This window comes from Bradyrhizobium elkanii USDA 76 (assembly GCF_023278185.1).
GTDB classification, from domain to species: Bacteria; Pseudomonadota; Alphaproteobacteria; order Rhizobiales; family Xanthobacteraceae; genus Bradyrhizobium; species Bradyrhizobium elkanii.
On sequence record NZ_CP066356.1, the window covers coordinates 3,967,116 to 3,985,968 of the forward strand.

19 protein-coding genes are annotated in these 18,853 nt (G+C 64.3%); 18 read left to right on the forward strand and 1 reads right to left on the reverse strand.

Translation table 11 applies throughout. From position 1 onward, the window contains the following. The 4 genes from JEY66_RS19130 to JEY66_RS19145 all read left to right on the forward strand — a co-directional run bounded on the left by JEY66_RS19130 (window position 1) and on the right by JEY66_RS19145 (window position 3,335). On the forward strand, window positions 1–723 hold the full coding sequence (locus JEY66_RS19130; RefSeq protein WP_016843900.1) for a heme-copper oxidase subunit III family protein: 723 nt from the start codon (window positions 1–3) through the stop codon (window positions 721–723). A gap of 8 nt (window positions 724–731) precedes the next feature. Beyond that, window positions 732–1,139 carry a cytochrome C oxidase subunit IV family protein gene (locus JEY66_RS19135; protein WP_026192933.1) on the forward strand — a complete coding sequence of 136 codons (408 nt, stop codon included), beginning with the start codon at window positions 732–734 and terminating at the stop codon, window positions 1,137–1,139. 139 nt (window positions 1,140–1,278) lie between these two features. Further along, window positions 1,279–2,187, forward strand: a complete 909-nt coding sequence (locus JEY66_RS19140) for a heme o synthase (protein ID WP_016843898.1) — start codon at window positions 1,279–1,281, stop codon at window positions 2,185–2,187. A gap of 710 nt (window positions 2,188–2,897) precedes the next feature. Next, complete coding sequence (locus tag JEY66_RS19145) at window positions 2,898–3,335, forward strand: DUF5658 family protein (protein ID WP_016843896.1); 438 nt, start codon at window positions 2,898–2,900, stop codon at window positions 3,333–3,335. A 43-nt stretch (window positions 3,336–3,378) separates the two neighbouring features. Here the strand turns inward: JEY66_RS19145 and JEY66_RS19150 are convergent, their stop codons facing one another. Continuing rightward, entirely contained in the window at window positions 3,379–4,260 is an 882-nt protein-coding gene (locus JEY66_RS19150; protein WP_016843895.1) for a LysR substrate-binding domain-containing protein, read from the reverse strand. A gap of 182 nt (window positions 4,261–4,442) precedes the next feature. On the opposite strand from JEY66_RS19150, the gene JEY66_RS19155 reads away from it, so the two are divergent. From JEY66_RS19155 to JEY66_RS19220, 14 genes are all read left to right on the forward strand, one after another. Further along, window positions 4,443–4,904: a (2Fe-2S)-binding protein gene (locus JEY66_RS19155; protein WP_016843894.1), complete on the forward strand. Its 462-nt coding sequence runs from the start codon at window positions 4,443–4,445 to the stop codon at window positions 4,902–4,904. Between the two features lie 3 nt (window positions 4,905–4,907). Continuing rightward, window positions 4,908–7,085, forward strand: a complete 2,178-nt coding sequence (locus JEY66_RS19160; protein WP_018272272.1) for a xanthine dehydrogenase family protein molybdopterin-binding subunit — start codon at window positions 4,908–4,910, stop codon at window positions 7,083–7,085. 89 nt (window positions 7,086–7,174) lie between these two features. Continuing rightward, the gene (locus JEY66_RS19165) at window positions 7,175–7,603 is read left to right on the forward strand and encodes a hypothetical protein (RefSeq protein WP_018272271.1); all 429 of its coding nucleotides are present in this window, start codon (window positions 7,175–7,177) and stop codon (window positions 7,601–7,603) included. Window positions 7,604–7,703: 100 nt separating this feature from the next. Beyond that, a complete protein-coding gene (locus JEY66_RS19170) occupies window positions 7,704–8,105 on the forward strand; it encodes a FixH family protein (protein ID WP_016843891.1) in 402 nt (133 codons plus the stop codon). Beyond that, complete coding sequence (locus JEY66_RS19175; protein ID WP_370143231.1) at window positions 8,102–9,559, forward strand: efflux RND transporter periplasmic adaptor subunit; 1,458 nt, start codon at window positions 8,102–8,104, stop codon at window positions 9,557–9,559. The genes JEY66_RS19170 and JEY66_RS19175 overlap by 4 nt, the downstream gene beginning before the upstream one ends. Continuing rightward, window positions 9,556–12,714 carry an efflux RND transporter permease subunit gene (locus tag JEY66_RS19180; protein WP_018272269.1) on the forward strand — a complete coding sequence of 1,053 codons (3,159 nt, stop codon included), beginning with the start codon at window positions 9,556–9,558 and terminating at the stop codon, window positions 12,712–12,714. Before JEY66_RS19175 ends, JEY66_RS19180 begins: the two co-directional genes overlap by 4 nt. Window positions 12,715–12,727: 13 nt before the next feature. After that, on the forward strand, window positions 12,728–13,180 hold the full coding sequence (locus JEY66_RS19185; protein WP_259171294.1) for a phage head morphogenesis protein: 453 nt from the start codon (window positions 12,728–12,730) through the stop codon (window positions 13,178–13,180). A gap of 343 nt (window positions 13,181–13,523) precedes the next feature. Beyond that, complete coding sequence (locus JEY66_RS19190; RefSeq protein ID WP_244620814.1) at window positions 13,524–14,015, forward strand: hypothetical protein; 492 nt, start codon at window positions 13,524–13,526, stop codon at window positions 14,013–14,015. Between the two features lie 89 nt (window positions 14,016–14,104). Then, window positions 14,105–14,311 carry a hypothetical protein gene (locus JEY66_RS19195; RefSeq protein ID WP_125459324.1) on the forward strand — a complete coding sequence of 69 codons (207 nt, stop codon included), beginning with the start codon at window positions 14,105–14,107 and terminating at the stop codon, window positions 14,309–14,311. A 102-nt stretch (window positions 14,312–14,413) separates the two neighbouring features. After that, on the forward strand, window positions 14,414–14,641 hold the full coding sequence (locus tag JEY66_RS19200) for a hypothetical protein (protein ID WP_157790980.1): 228 nt from the start codon (window positions 14,414–14,416) through the stop codon (window positions 14,639–14,641). Window positions 14,642–15,207: 566 nt separating this feature from the next. Next, on the forward strand, window positions 15,208–15,660 hold the full coding sequence (locus JEY66_RS19205; protein WP_370143235.1) for a hypothetical protein: 453 nt from the start codon (window positions 15,208–15,210) through the stop codon (window positions 15,658–15,660). A gap of 77 nt (window positions 15,661–15,737) precedes the next feature. After that, window positions 15,738–16,049: a hypothetical protein gene (locus JEY66_RS19210; protein ID WP_018272268.1), complete on the forward strand. Its 312-nt coding sequence runs from the start codon at window positions 15,738–15,740 to the stop codon at window positions 16,047–16,049. A gap of 9 nt (window positions 16,050–16,058) precedes the next feature. Further along, window positions 16,059–17,483 (forward strand): TolC family protein, encoded by a 1,425-nt coding sequence (locus JEY66_RS19215; RefSeq protein ID WP_018272267.1) that lies wholly within the window; start codon window positions 16,059–16,061, stop codon window positions 17,481–17,483. Window positions 17,484–17,495: 12 nt separating this feature from the next. Continuing rightward, on the forward strand, window positions 17,496–18,851 hold the full coding sequence (locus tag JEY66_RS19220) for a multicopper oxidase family protein (RefSeq protein WP_026192930.1): 1,356 nt from the start codon (window positions 17,496–17,498) through the stop codon (window positions 18,849–18,851). Window positions 18,852–18,853 lie beyond the last annotated feature (2 nt).

The window sequence follows — 18,853 nt, forward strand, 5'->3', positions numbered from 1 at the left end:
ATGACCGAAACCACACTCGCAACCCCCAAGGCGCTGCCCGGAACGACGCCCGGACTGCGAGGCATCGCCGCCGACTGGGCCTCGGACCAGCGCGCGTTCAAGAACGTGTCGTGGGGGAAGGCCATGATGTGGATCTTCCTCCTGAGCGACACCTTCATCTTCAGCTGCTTCCTGCTGTCGTACATGACGGCGCGAATGTCGACGACCGTGCCGTGGCCCAATCCCAGCGAAGTCTTCGCGCTCAATATCGGCGGCCAGCACATCCCGCTGATCCTGATCGCGATCATGACCTTCGTCCTGATCAGCAGCAGCGGGACGATGGCGATGGCCGTCAACTTCGGTTACCGCCGGGATCGCGTCAAAACCGCAGCCTTGATGCTGGTCACCGCGGCATTTGGCGCGACGTTCGTCGGAATGCAGGCTTTCGAATGGACCAAGCTGATCATGGAGGGCGTGCGGCCCTGGGGCAACCCGTGGGGCGCACCGCAATTTGGCGCTTCCTTCTTCATGATCACCGGCTTCCACGGCACCCACGTGACCATCGGTGTGATCTTCCTGATCGTGATCGCGCGAAAGGTTTGGCGGGGAGACTTCGACGTCGAGCGGCGCGGCTTTTTCACGAGCCGCAAGGGCTACTACGAGATCGTCGAAATCATGGGCCTGTACTGGCATTTCGTCGATCTGGTCTGGGTGTTCATCTTTGCCTTCTTTTATCTCTGGTGAGGTCGCGCATGACAGAAGCAGCGGTACATGTGGAAGGGCAGGCAGCACAGCATGTGCTACACAGCTATGTGCATGGCGCGGTGGCATCGGGCGCCGCGCATGCGGAGGGCCAGCAGCACCCGATCAAGCTCTATCTCGTGGTCTGGGGATGGTTGTTCGTGCTCAGCACCTGCTCCTATCTCGTCGACTATTTTGGTATCCATGGCCACCTGCGATGGTCGCTGATCCTGCTGTTCATGGTGCTGAAGGCCGGCCTGATCGTCGCCGTGTTCATGCACATGGCCTGGGAGCGGTTGGCATTGGCCTATGCCATTCTGTTGCCGCCGGTGCTGGTGCTGGTTTTTGTGGGGATCATGGTGTTCGAATCCGACTATACGCACCTGCTTCGGGTCATGTTCTTCGCACCAGCAAGCTAGAAATGGGGCGGCCATGACCACATCGGTCGTGCTGGACGAGGCAAGACATCCTGAAGGCGGAGGCCTCGCCGCATCGTCCGGCACCCTGCGAAGAGGGCCTTCAACCGATGGCTTTTCGAACTGACGAGGAATTAATCTCGTGCAAATCAATCGTTCAATTCGTCGCCGGAGCTATGCCAACATCGGAGACTACGTCGCACTGACGAAACCGCGCGTGATGTCGCTGGTCGTCTTTACCGCACTGGTCGGTCTCATGGTCGCACCGGGGGGCATCGATCCCTTCATCGGGTTCGCTGCTCTTGTTTGCATCGCTGCGGGCGCCGGCGCTGCAGGCGCGCTCAATATGTGGTACGATGCCGACATCGATGCGATGATGGCACGTACCGCCATCCGTCCAATTCCGAGCGGCCGCGTATCGCGCCCGGAAGCATTGGTCTTCGGATTGATGCTCGGCACGTGCGCCGTCCTCGCCCTCGGCACCTTGCTGAACATGGCCGCTGCTGCGCTGCTTGCTTTTACAATCTTCTTCTACGTTGTCGTCTACACGATGTGGCTCAAACGCCGAACCCCGCAGAATATCGTCATTGGCGGTGCCGCCGGCGCGCTCCCTCCGGTGATCGGCTGGGTCGCGGTCACAGGACATATCGGGCTCGAGCCGCTCATCCTGTTTCTGATCATCTTCCTTTGGACGCCACCCCACTTCTGGGCACTGTCGCTCAATCTTGCTGGAGAGTATGCCCGCGCCGGAGTGCCGATGTTGCCGGTCGTGGCCGGCAAGGCCGAAACAAAGCGCCAGATTCTTCTCTACAGCGCCCTTCTTGTTTCGACCTCACTGCTGCCTTGTGCACTGGGGTTTGCTGGAGCCGTCTACGGCGCGGCTGCGGTGACGCTGGGAGCGATCATGATTTTTCTCGCATGGCAGGTACGCCGGAGCCACGACAAGGAAAGGCGGCCCGCTCGTCGCCTGTTCGTGTTTTCGATGCTCTATCTGGTCCTGCTTTTCGGGGCGCTGCTGATGAATGCTGCGCCCTACGCTCAGTCCCACTGACTGGACGCATTCGAATCGACAGCCGCCTTGCGCCATCGGACAGCTCAGTGATTGAATTTCGCGGGGCACCCGCCGGGGACGGCCCTAGCGCTCGTCTCGCATATATGGACTTCGCTGGGAGACGCGTCTCAGGTCTTGGTCGTCTTGATCGGCAGACATCGTCTGGAGCCCGTGCATACGTGGCACGCTCGCCGGGTTACCGAACAAGATCCAGGCGATAGCGCCCGTGGCCAGCATTCCGCCGCAGATCACCAAAAGGTCCCGCCTCATCGCGCGTCCTCCGCATGTGGCCATCTCCAAGCATAAATCAGGCCAATCCAGCGGGTACGGACAGGTGCGGCGCACAGGATAGCGTTGGACAAGTAGGACAAGCTCGCCCTAAGCTTCGCCCATTGCAGCAGCCAGGCGCGGTTCAACGATGGACTGGTCCTACTATCTCGGGAGCACTGCTATTGTCCTGCTTCTTCTTGCCTATCGGCTGCATGGCGGGCTGTTTAGGAAGAATTCATTGCGGGACGAGAGACTAAATCGACTGATTGATGAACGCATCGGACGCATGGACCTGAAGCGACGCAACGATTGAATCGCCCAGAAGCGGCACCTCCACTCTCCGGAATCAATCCTTGCGGCGACGGCAGAGCCGTCTCCGGAGCGGACCATTGCGGCAGATGATACGTCTTATGATTTGAAAAGAGCTATTTGAGCATCGAATGAAAGTCTGGGTCTATACCGACACAAGCAAGCCCGTTGGCGAGCCGGAGCGTCTGAAGGTTTTCGCGACCAATGACGCCGCGCAGTCGTGGTTCAAGCGGAACGTCCCGGAGGGCGTCGCTTTTGCTTACGAGATTATTCTGGGGCCGCGTTACCTCGCCAAGACGCTCCTCGTGCTGTCCGTCCTGCTTCTTGGCATCGCCGACCTATACACCACGAACACAATCCTGAATCTCGGCCTCGGCGAGCTGAACCCGTTCATGCATGTCGCTCAGACATGGCTCGGCCCCTGGTGGCTTATCCCGAAGCTCGGTTTGACCTATTTCATGATGTGGCTGCTTTGGCGCAGCAATAACCCTTACAATATTGCGATCGTGGCGGCGTTTTGCTCCACGCCCGTACTCAACAATCTTCTCATCATAGCAGGCACGAACTAACCTCAATTCACGTTTCGAGCGTGAACCGAAGGATCGATCTGTCTCACCCATACGTCTCCACGATGAAGTCGATCAGCGCGCGGAGCTTCGGCGTCATCTTGCGGTGCTTCGGCCACAGGATCTGGCGCGCGCGGGCCCGCGTCGTGTAGTTCGGCAGCAGGACCTGCAGCCGTCCTGCGGCGATATCGTCGGCAAGCAGCTCGTCGCGCATCAGCACGATGCCGGCGCCGGCCAGCGCCGCATAACGGATGCCGAACGCGCTGTTGATGAAGAGGCGGCTCGCGACATCGACATGCACTTCGCCCTCCGGCCCCAAGAAGGTCCATCGCTGTCCGTCCGACCAGCCGGGGTAGCGCAGGCATTCATGGCGGGCGAGATCCGCCGGATGGGTCGGCGTGCCGCGTTCGGCGAGATAACTCGGCGCGGCGCACACCACGCCGGTATAGGGCGACAGCGAGCGCGACATCATGGTGGAGTCAGTCAGCGTGCCGACCCGGATCGCCGCATCCAGCCCTTCCTCGAGCAGGTCGACCATCCTGTCGCTGAGGATGAGGTCGACCGAGACTTCCGGATACTTCTTCATGAAGCGGACCAGCGCGGGCGCCAGGCTGTACGATCCGAAGGCGACCGAGGTCGCGATCCGGAGCTTGCCGCGCGGTGCGCTGAGGGCCTCCTCGACCAGCGCATCGCCGGCCTCGGCCTGTTCCAGCAATTGCCTGCAGTGATCGAGATAGCTGCGGCCGAGCTCGGTGAGGCCCTGCCGCCGGGTCGACCGGTTGATCAATTGCGAGCCGAGCCGGTCCTCGAGAAAACGGATATGCTTGCCGATCATGGTCGGCGACATCCGCAGCTCCTTGGCCGCCGCGGTGAAGGAGCCCAGATCGGCGACGCGGGCGAACACGGACATGCTGGTCAGTCGATCCATGATTATAAACCAATAGTTATTTCACTGCAGATCAAAGCGTCGCTTATACGGCGCTGGAATTGTATTTATTACCATAAGTGAGCAATCGGCGCGATGATCCGTGCGATTGCTTCGAAATGCTGCCGATTTCGCCCGGAGGGACGCGATCCCGCCCAGGACTTGAACCAGACAGGAGTGTCAGGATGCCTTTCCAGATCACGATCAATGGGACCAGTCATCAGGTCGATGCCGATGGCGATACGCCGCTGCTCTGGGTGCTGCGCGACGTGCTCGGCATGACCGGCACCAAGTTCGGCTGCGGCATGGCGCTGTGCGGCGCCTGCACGGTGCATCTCGATGACAGCGCGGTGCGCTCCTGCATCACGACGATCGACAGCATCGGCGACTCCAAGATCACGACCATCGAGGCGGTCGGCAACACGCCGGCGGGCAAGAAGATCCAGGACGCATGGCTCGCGCATGAGGTGCCGCAATGCGGCTACTGCCAGTCCGGGCAGATCATGTCGGCTTCCGCGCTGCTCGCGAGCAAGCCGAAGCCGACCGATGCCGATATCGACGACGCGATGTCCGGCAATATCTGCCGCTGCGGCACCTATGTCCGCATTCGCGAAGCCATCAAGCAAGCCGCGCAGTCGGGAGGTTGAGCCATGACGCTGATCGACAATCTGTCCGAGCGCGCTGCTGACCTGTCGCGGCGCAACTTCCTCCGCGCCGGCGCGATCGCGGGCGGCGGCCTGCTGCTCAGCGTGAGCCTGCCGTTCGCGGGCCGCGAGAGCGAGGCGGCGGCCTCCGACGGCTTCGCGCCGAACGCCTTCGTCCGGATCGGCGGCGACGGCAAGGTCGTGCTGACCATGCCCTATGTCGAGATGGGGCAGGGCACCTACACCTCGATCCCGATGCTGATCGCCGAGGAACTCGAGATCGGCCTGACGCAGGTCCGGCTCGAACACGCGCCGCCGAGCGACAAGCTCTACGCCAACCCGCTGCTCGGCGTGCAGGCCACCGGCAATTCGAATGCGATGCGCGGCGCCTGGCAGCCGATGCGGAAAGCCGGCGCGACTGCGAAGGCGATGCTGGTTGCAGCCGCGGCGAAACGCTGGAACGTCGAGCCTGGGACATGCCGCGCCGAGAACGGCGAGGTGCATCATGCAGCCTCGGGACGCAAGCTGGGTTACGGCGAACTGGCGACCGACGCGGCGCAGATGCCGGTGCCGGAGAATGTCACGCTGAAGAGCCCGTCCGAGTTCAAGCTGATCGGCACGCCGGCCAAGCGGCTCGATACGCCCTCCAAGATCAACGGCACGGCGGTCTACGGCATCGACGCCCGGCCGCCCGGGGTGAAGATCGCGACCCTGGCGCAGTCGCCGGTGTTCGGCGGGCGGGTGAAGCGCGTCGATGATGCGGCGGCAAAAGCCGTCAACGGCGTGCGCCAGATCGTGACGCTCGACGACGCCGTCGCGGTGGTGGCCGACCACATGGGGGCGGCGAAGAAGGGTCTCGCGGCGCTCACGATCGAGTGGGACGAGGGGGCCCACGCCAAGCTCGCCACATCGGATATCGCGCGCGAGCTCGAAACCGCCACCACGAAGCCGGGCGCGGTCGCGCAGAATATCGGCGACGCCGACAAGGCGATGGCAGGCGCGGCGACGAAAGTCGAGGCGACCTATCAGCTGCCGTTCCTCGCCCATGCGACGATGGAGCCGATGAACTGCACCGTGCATGTGCGCCCCGATGGCTGTGAGATCTGGGTCGGCAGCCAGGCGCTCTCGCGCGCGCAGGCGGTGGCCGCGAAGGTGCTGAACATGCCGCCGGAGAAGGTGGTGGTGCATAATCACCTGCTCGGCGGCGGCTTCGGCCGCCGGCTCGAGGTCGATGGCGTCATTCGCGCGGTGCAGATCGCCAAGCAGGTCGATGCGCCGGTCAAGCTGGTGTGGACCCGCGAGGAGGACATCCAGCACGACATGTACCGGCCCTACTGGTGCGACCGGATTGCGGTCGGGCTCGATGCATCCGGCAAGCCGGTCGCCTGGAACAACCGCTTCGCCGGCTCGTCGGTGCTGGCGCGATGGGCGCCGCCGGCGTTCCGCAACGGGCTCGACCCCGACACGACGGAAGGCGCGATCGATCTCGTCTACGACATCCCGAACTTCCACGTCGAATATGTCCGGGTCGAGCCGCCGGGCATTCCGACCGCGTTCTGGCGAAGCGTCGGGCCCTCGCACAACGTGTTCGTCACCGAAAGCGTGATCGACGAGCTGGCGGCGGCGGCGAAGCAGGATCCGGTCGATTATCGCCGCGCGCTGCTCGGCAAGTCGCCGCGCGCCAAGGCGGCGCTCGAGCTCGCGGCGGCCAAGGCCGGTTGGGGCGGCAAGCTGCCGGCCGGGCGCGGACGCGGCGTGTCGCTGCAATTCGTGTTCGGCAGCTACCTCGCGCAGGTCGCCGAGGTCGAGGTCGCCAGGGACGGCTCGGTCCGCGTCCACCGCGTCGTCTGCGCGATGGATTGCGGCACCGTGGTCAATCCCGACACGGTGCAGGCGCAGCTGCAGAGCGGCATCAATTTCGGCGTCACGGCGGCGCTCTACGGCGAGATCACGCTCAAGGACGGCCGCGTCGAGCAGAGCAATTTCGACAGCTACCAGATGCTGCGCATCGATCAGGCGCCGGCGATCGAGGTCCATATCGTCCCGAGCACCGAGCCGCCCGGCGGCATGGGCGAGACCGGAACCTCGGGCATCGTGCCGGCGATCAGCAACGCGATCTTCGCGGCGACCGGCAAGCGGCTGCGCAAGATGCCGGTCGATCCGGCGGTGTTGAAGCAGACGTAAGCCGCGGGTGAGAATGTCAGCCGGGGTGCTGGCGCGATCGTGAAGCCGGACGGATTTGCGCCGTGCACAGATCCGTGCGAGAAGCGGGCATGCATTTGAGGCGGCTCGCCAATCTCTGGATTCTGCTGCTGGTCGCGGCCGGGCTGTTGCTCGCGCCCGTGGCGCCGGCATTTGCCCGGATGATGCCGGATGCATCGGCTGCTGCGATGCAGGCGATGTCCGATCACGCCATGTCTGGACAGGCCATGTCGCATCAGGCCGTGTCCGTCGAGACCATGTCCGGGCAGGAGATGGCCGACGACATGCCGTGCTGTCCGGACCAGAGCAAAAGCAAGGGCTGCGGCGACTGTCCGTTCCTCGCGCTCTGCATGCTGAGCGTTTCGCTACCGGTGCCCGCCGGCACAGCGTCGCTGGTCGAGCGCGAGCCGCTGCGGAGCCGGATCGCCGCCCGTGACGACCGCCTGCTTGACGGCCTTGGTGCCAAACCTCCCGACCATCCGCCTCGAACCCACGTCTGACGGGCGCGCAAGCGCCTGATCGTTGACGCGTGCGCCAGACGGCGCGCGTGCCTTTGCATGCCGCTCACGCGGTTCATCAGACGTATCGAGGATCATTACCATGAAGTCTTTCCACCTGGCGCGCGCCGCTGCCGCCGCGCTGATGGGCGTTGCCGTAACGGGCATGGCTGCCCACGCCGAGATCAAGAACTACGAATTCCAGCTCGTGCAGCCGACGGTCAAGGCGGGTGCCGATCGCATCGTCACGGTGCGGCTGGTCGACAAGACCAGCGGAAAAGCCGTGCCCGACGCGGTCATCTTCTCGACTAGGCTCGACATGGCGCCCGACGGCATGCAGGAGATGGCCACCAAGGTGACGCCGATGCCGGGCACCGAGCCCGGCACCTATCGGTTCAAGGCGACCTTCGGCATGGCCGGCCGCTGGCAATTGTCGCTCGGCGCCAAGGTGCAGGGCGAGACCGGCGCGGTCGAGAACAAGCTCGTCGTCACGGCCGAGCAATGAGCCGTCGAGCAATGGGCCCCTTAACATGGGCCGGCGCTGGGGCTGCGATCGCCGCAGTGGCAGGCGCCGCATGGATCGGCCGCGACCTGCCGCCGCGGCCAGCGACCGCTGCCATCGTCTCCGCCGCGCGGGCGGCGGAGACCGCTGCGCCGATCTACTACCGCGATCCCGACGGCAAGTCGCTCTATTCGGCGACACCCAAGAAGACGCCTGACGGGCGGGACTATCTGCCGGTGTTTGCGGATGACGAGGGAGGTGCCGGCGGGCCCGGGCAATCGGCAGAGGTGAGCGCGCCTGCCGCGAAAGGCGAGCGCAAGGTCAAATATTATCGCAATCCGATGGGACTTCCCGACACCTCGCCGGTGCCGAAGAAGGACTCCATGGGGATGGATTACATCGCCGTCTATGACGGCGATGACAGCGACGACGGGTCGATCACGCTGTCGCCCGGTAGGATCCAGCGTAGCGGCGTCAAGTCCGAGCCCGCACAGATGCGCCGCATCCGCACGCTGGTCCGCGCACCCGGCACGATCCAGCTCGACGAACGGCGGGTGTCGGTGATTGCAATGCGCGCCGAGAGCTATGTGCAGAAAGTCGCCGACGTCACGACCGGCAGCCGGGTGACGAAGGGCCAGCCGTTGATGGAGATCTACAGCCCGGCAATATCGTCCGCTGCGGCCGAATATGTCGCGACCATCACGTCGAAGGCGACCGTGGGTATCGAGCCCTACGGGCGCGGCTCCAAGCAGCGACTGACCAATCTCGACGTTCCCGAACCGGTCATCGCCGAGATGGAGAAGAGCCGGACGGTTCCGATCGCGATCCAGTGGCTGTCGCCGCGCGACGGCATCGTGCTGCAGCGCGCCGCCATCGAGGGCATGCGCGCGCAGCCCGGCGACGTGCTGTTCCGGATTGCCGACGTCTCTGTCGTGTGGGCATTGGTCGACGTTGCCGAGCGCGATCTCGGCAATATCGTCGTCGGGCAAAAGGTCACGGTGCGGGCGCGCAGTTATCCCGGGCGCAGCTTCGCGGGCCAGATCAGCGTGATCTATCCGCAGGTGAACAAGGAGACGCGCACCGCGCGGGTGCGGATCGAATTGCAGAATGCCGACCTCGCGCTGCTGCCGGACATGTATGTCGACGCAGAGATCGACACCGGCGGCGCGGCGCCGGTACTTACGGTAGCTGATAATTCTATCCTCGACACTGGCAGCCGCCAGAGCGTGCTGATCGACCGCGGCAACGGGCGGTTCGAGCCGCGCGAGGTCAAGCTCGGCCGGCGCGGCGAGGGCTATGTCGAAATCCGCGACGGCCTCGCCGAGGGCGATGCGGTGGTGACCTCCGCGACGTTTCTGATCGATGCCGAAAGCAACCTGAAGGCGGCGATCAAGGGCTTTGCCGAGGCCGGTGCTGCGCAGGCGGGCGAGGGCGAGAAGACGGGGGACCGGCGATGATTGCCCGTGTCATCGCCTGGTCGGCGCGCAATCTGCTGCTGGTGCTGTTCGGCACCGGCTTCGCGGCAGCCGCGGGCCTTTACGCGCTGCTGCATTTGCCGCTCGATGCGATCCCCGATCTCTCCGACACCCAGGTCATCGTCTATACGGAGTATCCCGGCCAGGCGCCGCAGGTGATCGAGGACCAGGTCACCTATCCCCTGACCACGGCGATGCTGACGGTGCCGAAGTCGAAGGTCGTGCGCGGCTTCTCGTTCTTCGGCGTGTCTTTTGTTTATGTCATCTTCGAGGACGGCACGGACATCTACTGGGCGCGCTCGCGGGTGCTCGAATTCCTCAACGGCGCGGCGTCGCGGCTGCCGGCCGGCGTCTCGCCGACCATCGGACCCGACGCGACCGGGGTCGGCTGGGTCTACCAGTATGCCGTGATGTCGAAGGAGCTGAACCTTGCGGACACCCGCACGATCCAGGACTGGAACCTGAAATTCGCGCTCGCCAGGGCGGAAGGCGTGGCCGAGGTCGCCAGCGTCGGCGGCTTCGTCAAGCAGTACAACGTGATCCTCGATCCGCAACGGATGCGCGATCGCGGCATCACCATGCAGCGGATGCGCGATGCGATCCGCGCCAGCAATGCCGATGTCGGCGGCCGCACCGTCGAGCTCTCCGAGTTCGAATATGTCATCCGCGGCAAAGGCTATCTGAAGGACATCAACGATCTCGGCAACATCGTGCTGAAGACCGATGGCGGCACGCCGGTGCTGCTGCGCGACGTCGCCCGCGTCGAGCTCGGCCCCGACGAGCGGCGCGGCATCGCTGAACTGAACGGCGAGGGCGAGGTGGCGAGCGGCATCGTGCTGCAGCGCTTCGGCGTCAACGCGCTCGACGTGATCGAGAACGTCAAGAAGCGTTTCAGGGAGATCGCGACCAGCCTGCCGAAATCGGTCGAGATCGTGCCGGTCTATGACCGCTCCAACCTGATCTATGCGGCGATCGACACGCTGAAGCGGACGTTGCTGGAGGAGAGCGTGGTGGTCGCGCTGGTCTGCATCGTGTTCCTGCTGCATGTCCGCAGCGCACTGGTCGCGATCCTGATGCTGCCGGTCGGTGTCTTGATGGCGTTCGGCGCGATGAAGCTGCTCGGCATCGGCTCCAACATCATGAGCCTCGGCGGCATCGCGATCGCGATCGGCGCCATGATCGACGCGGCGATCGTGATGATCGAGAACGCGCACAAGCACCTGGAGCGGGCGGAGCCCGGGCGGTCGCGGGTCGCGATCCTGATCGAGGCCGCGGCGGAGGTGGGGCCGGCGCTGTTCTTCAGCCTGCTCATCATCACCGTGTCCTTCATGCCGATCTTCACGCTGGAGTCGCAGGAGGGGCGGCTGTTCTCGCCGCTCGCCTTCACCAAGACGTTCGCGATGGCGGCGGCGGCGCTGTTGTCGGTGACGCTGGTGCCGGCGCTGATGGTGATCTTCGTCCGCGGCAGGATCGTCCCCGAGCACAGAAATCCGATCAATCGCTTTCTGATCTGGATCTACCGTCCGGTCATCAACGGCGTGTTGCGGGCGAAGACGCTGGTGATCCTGCTGGCGCTCGGTGCCGTCGCCGTCTCGATCTGGCCGGCCCGGCAGCTCGGCACCGAATTCATGCCTGACCTCAATGAGGGCACGCTGCTTTATATGCCGACCACGCTGCCGGGGATTTCGGTGACCAAGGCGGCCGAGCTGTTGCAGATGCAGGACCGGATCATCCGCGGCTTTCCGGAAGTCGCCTCGGTCTACGGCAAGGCCGGCCGCGCCGCCACCGCAACCGATCCGGCGCCGTCTGAGATGTTCGAGACCGTCATCAATCTGAAGCCGAAGCAGCAATGGCGCGCCGGCCTCACGCTCGACCGCCTGATCGCCGAGATGGATAAGGCGCTGCAATTTCCCGGCGTCTCCAACGCCTGGACCATGCCGATCAAGGCGCGGATCGACATGCTGTCGACCGGGATTAGGACGCCGGTCGGCGTCAAGGTGATCGGTCCCGATCTTGCCGTGATCGACAAGCTCGCGCGCCAGGTCGAGCAGGTCGTGCGGGGCGTGCCCGGCACCTCGTCGGCCTATGCCGAGCGCAGCCTCGGCGGCTACTACCTCGAGATCACGCCGAACCGTGAGGCGTTGTCGCGCTACGGCATCGCGGTGCAGGACGTGCAGGATACGATCGCGACCGCGCTCGGCGGCCAGAGCGTGACCACGACGGTCGAGGGGCGCCAGCGCTTCACCGTCAACATGCGCTATCCGCGCGATTTGCGCGACAATCCGGGCGCGATTGCGGGCGACATCCTGGTGCCGATGCCGGCGGGCGGCGCGGTGCCGCTCGGCGAGGTCGCCGACATCGCGCCGGCGCGCGGGCCGACCACGATCCGGACCGAGAACGGGCAACTCGCGACCTACATCTATGTCGATATTCGCGATCGCGATCTCGGCGGCTATGTCGCGGACGCGCAGCGCGCGGTGCAGGCCGGCGTGCAGTTTCCGCCCGGAACCTACGTGGTCTGGAGCGGGCAGTACGAATATCTCGAACGCGCCGCCGCGCGGCTCAGGATCGTGGTGCCGGTGACGCTGTCGATCATCTTCCTGCTGCTCTACCTCAATTTCCGCTCGGTGGCGGAGACGATGATCGTGATGCTGTCGCTGCCGTTCGCGCTGGTCGGCGGCTTCTGGCTGATGTGGGCGCTCGGCTTCAACCTGTCGGTTGCGGTCGCGGTCGGCTTCATCGCGCTCGCCGGCGTCGCCGCCGAGACCGGCGTCGTGATGCTGATGTATCTCAACCAGGCGCTGGGCGAGATCACCGCGCGTCGCGCTGCGGAGGGACGCACGATCGTTCGTGACGACCTCAATCGCGCGATCATCACGGGCGCGGTCGAGCGCGTCCGTCCGAAGATGATGACGGTGGTCGCCATCATGGCCGGGCTGTTGCCGATCATGTGGAGCACCGGCACCGGCTCCGAGATCATGCAACGCATCGCGGTGCCGATGATCGGCGGCATGATCTCGTCGACGCTGCTGACGCTGATCGTGATTCCCGCGATCTTCGCCGTCGTGAAGGGCATCGAGATCAAGGCGAGAGTGTCGGCACGCGAAGTTGCTTCCTGTGCCGCGCGCCAAGTGTAGCGCGCAAAAACGAATGGCACCGTGCGCAACTTCGTTTGTCACCCCATCACCAACCCGGAACTTTGGGTCAACCGAGCGCCGCCGCGGCGGTCCAAAGGGCGTCCATCCGGGCGCTGGGAGCAGATACAGCAGGTCAAGGCGACCCGGGCCTTACCTAATGTACAAGCATCTGCCGGGCCAGGCGCATCCGCGGCCGGAGCACAAGGCCTGGGACGGCACAATTCTCCCAGTGGATGATCCGTGGTGGCAGACGCATTTCCCGCCCAATGGCTGGTTCTGCCATTGCTGGGTCGAAAGCCTCTCCGACGACGACCTTGAACGCTACGGCTATGAGGTGTCCTACCAGGCGCCGGCCTCGCGCCTGGTGCCGCACATCGTCGGCGACCGAACCGTCATGGTGCCCGAAGGAATCGACCCCGGTTTCGCCTATCGACCAGGCGAGCAACCGGTGCGCGCCGAGGAATAAAGTCTATACGTGCTCGTACTCACAAGCCCTTGTGCAGGTATCGAGGTCCGCGGTGCCCTTCCTTATTCAACACATGTTCGGTCATTAATCATTAGGTGTTAGACGGGAGACGGAGTAACGTCTCTACAGTGCTCAACCGAATTGCTTGCCGGATAGCTGCCAAAGTGGCGAGGCGCCGAGGTCTCGCAGCCACCAGGTGGGGCAGCTCATGCCGTCGGTCGGCACACTTTTTCCACGCTTAATGACGTGAAGTGCACCCAAACGCGCAGCCCGCTGACTGCGGCAGGCCATTTGTTCCTTGCAGAGGCGAAACAACATGCGAATGTGCAATGCGCCACGGGCGATGGCAAAGTACGTTTATGCCTCGGCTACCAACTGGGTAGCTCCTCTTGCTCTAATCAAATCGGTGCATCTCCTTGAAAGGATTGGACTGGCTACCGTTGGAGCCTCCTGCGGCATGTATGTGGGCGCAGCATTGATGCACCTGAAAGGCGAATTGTTTGGAAGCGACTGGTTTATCTGGTTGGTGATGCTCTTTGGCGCCTTCAGCTTCTATATCGGGATCGACCTGCCTGGCCGTCCTGCTCAGCGATCAACTTCGAGGCTGCCGGGAGAGCGAACCACTGGCACAGACGCCGCCGAGATCCTCAGTGCGGCAGGTACTTTCGTCGCCGCTATTACCGCGTTTCTGTGCGTCAATATGATTGTCCTTGATCACGTAGTGTCCGACGGTTCGATCGTTCTGATCGCATGCTGCTGGGCAATTGGATGTTCGCTTCAAATTGCCGCGGGCACGGTTAGCCGCAACTACGACCTCGAGATGATGGCCTCGTAATCTCTGCAATGGAATCGGCTCGCCGCAATTGGTGGACGCGAGCAATCGGAGAGGTTGACGCAGACGCGCGTAGCGAGAGGGAGATCAGGATGAATAATTATTCACCAGAAGAGCTTGCCAGTTTCCGAAAAGTTTTTGAGGAAGCGATAACTTCATTATTACCCATGACGCTCACGATCTCTAACCGTCTGCAGATTGCACAGAACATCCTTTCTTGTGCCGCAACGGGTGAGCGCGACGAAAGCGAACTGCGGGTTACGGCCTTGGCAAACGTGAAAGGGCCTCAACAAATCTAGCCGCAACGGTGGCGCTCTGTAACATCCGTCAGGGAGCGCGCCTCGGCAAGGAAATCGAGACAATTTTTTTCGCCGGTACCGTGCAAGCGGATCGACGTTCCTGTGTTCTTTCATTGGAGAACAGCATTGAAAAAATCAATTGGCGATCCGGTTGCGGACTCACGCTACGCGATAAGAATAGCCGAGGGTCGCTTTGTGCTGTGGGACAACACGCGTCCTGATCCGCTATCTAAGCACCGCTCGCTGGCCGCCGCCGAAAGCACGAAGGGCATCCATGTCCGCATCGACCGCCTTCTCAAGGCGGGACGAGAACGGCGCAAGGCGCGATGATGGCAAACGTCAGCAGCGAGACTAATTCGACGTCAACGCAGTGGGACAAGCGAGCTCGCTTACCTATCAAAAGCGACCGAAATTGAGTCCCACTTGGAGTCCCACTTTCGACGCGTCTGCTGTGCGCCCGAAGTCAAAAACCCTTTGCGCGGCAAGGCTTTCTTGAACATCCGACCTAGGTGGGACTCCCGTTCGCGAGGACGCCGGTTTGAGTCCCACTTAGGCCTCGCCGGACTGAATTGATTGGCATTTTCGTGCGCGGCGCGCCGCCGGGTGACATTCGAAGTTGCGCGCTCGCGTCCCGTCCAAATGCGCGCAGTGGCCAGCCAAGCCTTTGAGAACTCGCCACTTCCCGGCCAATCCCGGTTGATCCCGGATCAGCCCGGGAGTGTCACTCGAAACTGCGCGTCACACCAAGCGGCAAGGATGTGATAGAAACATGACGCCGGCTCGTGGATTTGAACCGGATTGAATGATACCCGGCGGGGGTATATAGCTGGTGGCGATTTGCAGCAGGCTGATTTGCGGGTAGCTTGCGGATGGTTGGAGATGCGACGCGGGTGTTGGTGCGATTGACGAGGACAAGGCGGGTACGGGCGGGATGTTCCATCATCCTGGCCTATCTGTTTTGCGTGCTCGCGCCGTCCTTTGCGCTCGCATTCGGGGCGCCGTTTCCGTGCCTGACCGATGAGGTCCAGCCGGCTGCCGCCGCGCATGTTCACGCGGCGTCGACGCCGATGGCGCATGCCGAAGGCGTCGCGCACGATCATGCCGCCCACGATCACGGCGGCATGCACATGCATCACGCAGCCGATGGCGCTGAACCACCGGTCAAGCACAGCCACGACGGCAAGACCGCGCCGGGACCGTGCTGCGCGTTGATGTGCGCATCGGCGCTGCCGGCCGATCTTCCGCTCGTCGCCGGTCCCTTGCACCCGATCGCGACCCGTCTCGCTGAAGCCTTCCAGAGCCTGCGCAGCGAGGCGCCTGCGCGGCTCTATCGTCCCCCCATCGCCTGATCTCTCGCTGACATCGTGGCTGCGCCGCGCGCTCGCGTGCGCATGCCTGTGATTCATTTGATGATCGGGACAGATCCATGTTTTCGCATCTCGGGGCGAGGCTCGCCGCCGTGGCCAACCGGCTTGGCAACCGGCTTGGCCGGCGCGCGCAATCCATACTGTTATCGCGGCTGACCGCCGCCGTCGTCGCGGCAGCGCCGCTCGTCGGCTGCATGGCCGACGGCCGGCCGGTCGCCGTTGCTGGCGATCCTGCGGATCCGTCGGCGGGCAGGGCCAGCGTTGGCTACCGCTCGACGATCGCGCCTTACAGCAGCCTGCGTCCGTCGACGCCGCAGCCCTGGCGCGAGCGCAACGACGGCGTGACCCCGCCGGCCAAGTCCGAACATTAGGAGGGCGCCATGCGATATCCGGCCATCGCGCCGATCCTGCTGCTGACATCCGCGCTCGCGGGATGCGCCTCGTTCTCGCCCGATAGCGGTATGGGCGTCGTCTCCGAGGTGACCGCGCAGGCGATCGGCAAGGACGTCGCCTTCGTTCGCAGCGGAGAGGGGGCCGCGAGCGTCGACGCCGCGGTGAAACGGCTGCTCGCACGCAATTTGACGGCGGATGCCGCCGTGCAGGTCGCGCTGCTGAACAACAAGGGCTTGCAAGCCGCCTACAACGAGCTGGCGCTGGCGGAGACCGATTACGTCGCCGACAGCCTGCCGCCGAACCCGACCTTCTCGATCTCCCGCATCGCCGGAAACGGTGCCAGCGAGGTCGAGCGGCAAGTGGTCGGCGACATCCTTGCGCTCGCGACCCTGCCGGTCCGCTCCGAGATCGCGCGCGAGCGCTTCCGCCAGGCGCAGCTCAAGGCCGCGCTCGCCACCCTGCGGCTTGCCGCCGAGGTGCGGCGCAGCCATGTCGCGGCCGTCGCGGCAAATGAGATGGTCGCGCTGCTGACGGATGCGAAGGCAACCGCGGAGTCGACCGCGCAACTCGCCAGGAAGCTCGGCGAGACCGGCGGCATGAACAAGCTCGACCAGGCCCGCGAGCAGGTGTTCTACGCCGAGATCACCGCCGACCTCGCCAGCGCGCGGCAGAATGCGGCGAGTTCGCGCGAGCGGCTGGCGCGCCTGCTCGGCTTGTGGGACGGCGATCTCGGCTTCCGGATTCCGGACCGGCTGCCGCCGCTGCCGAAGCAGCCGCTGCAGCAGCCGTCGATCGAGATCGCCGCGGTCGGTCACCGCGTCGATCTGCAGATTGCACGGATGGAAATCGTCGCGCTCGCCAAGGCGCTCGATCTCACCGAGGCGACGCGCTTCGTCACGCTGCTCGACGTCGCCGGCATCGACAAGCGGACGCACGATCCCGAAGCCCCGCCGTTCAGCGAGCGCGGCTTCGACGTCCAGTTCCAGATTCCGGTCTTCGACGGCGGCGAGGTGCGAGTACGGCAGGCGGCGGAGACCTACCGCCAGGCGATGAACCGCCTGACCGAGAAGGCGATCAACGTCCGTTCCGAGGCGCGCGACGCCTACCGCGTCTACCGCTCGACCTACGACATCGCGCGCCACTACCAGCGCGAGGTGCTGCCGTTGCGGCAGATCATCACCGAGGAGATGCAGCTGCGCTTCTCCAGCATGCAGGTCGACGTGTTCGCGCTGCTGACCGAAGCGCGGCAGCGGCTCGCCTCGCTGCGCACGGCGATCGACGCCAAGCGCAACTTCCTGCTGGCGCAATCCGAACTGCAGACCGCGATCAACGGCGGCGGCTCGGCCGGCGCAGCATCGACACCATCCGCCATCGCCTCGGTCGCGCAGCCCGCGGCCGGCGGCGGTCATTGAATGGAGCAGCACATGTTTTCACGACGAGGATTTCTCGGCAGCGCGGCGCTGGTCACGGCCAGCGCGGTGAGCGGCCGCGTCCAGGCCGCCGCCATTCCCGAAGCACCGACCATGGACAAGGTGGTGATGCAGCCGCCGCTGCATCCCACCAGCGGGCCGGACTACCGGCCGGTCGTCACGCTCAACGGATGGTCGCTGCCGTGGCGGATGAACGGCGACTGGAAGGAATTCCATCTCGTCGCCGAGCCCGTGGTGCGCGAATTCGCCGACGGCATGAAGGGCAATCTCTGGGGCTATAACGGCCAGGCGCCGGGGCCGACCATCGAGGCGGTCGAGGGCGACAAGGTCCGCATCTTCGTCACCAACAGACTGCCGGAGCACACCACGGTGCACTGGCACGGCATGATCGTGCCCAGCGGCATGGACGGCGTCGGCGGGCTCAACCAGCCGCACATCAAGCCCGGCAAGACCTTCGTCTACGAATTCGAGATGAAGCACAGCGGGACCTTCATGTACCACCCGCATTCCGACGAGATGGTGCAGATGGCGATGGGCATGATGGGCATGTTCATCGTGCACCCGCGTGATCCGGCGTTCCGTCCCGTGGACCGCGACTTCGTCTTCATCATGAGCAGCTACCTCATCGACCCCGGCACCTATCTGCCGAAGGTCAACGAGATGACCGACTTCAACATGTGGACCTGGAACAGCCGCGTCTATCCCGGCATCGATCCGATGCCGATCCGGCTCGGCGACAGGATCCGGGTGCGGATCGGCAACCTGACCATGACCAACCATCCGATCCATGTGCACGGGCACAATTTCGCGGTGACCTGCACCGACGGCGGCTGGGTGCCGGTGTCGGCGCAATATCCGGAGACCACGACCGACGTGCCGGTCGGCGCGGTCAGGGCGTTCGACATGCTCGCCGACAATCCGGGCGACTGGGCGTTCCACTGCCACAAGTCGCACCACACCATGAACGCGATGGGCCACGACATGCGCAACTTCATCGGCGTGTCGCGAAAGGATCTGGCGAAGGCGGTCGGCAAGCTCGCGCCCGACGCGATGGTGATGGGATCGACCGGCATGGCGATGGGCAACATGGAGATGCCCGCGCCCGACAACACGCTGCCGATGATGACCGGCACCGGACAATTCGGACCGATCGAGATGGGCGGCATGTTCACGGTGATGAAGATCCGCGAGGGGCTCGGCCGCGACGATTACGCCGACCCCGGTCCCTATAAATATCCGCCGGGCACGGTTGCCTATGAGGTCGAGGCGCCCGCCGCCGAGCCCGCGCGCCAACCGCCGGCGGCGCCCGGGCGAAAGGCCAAGCCATCGATGAAGGGAATGAAGATGTAGCG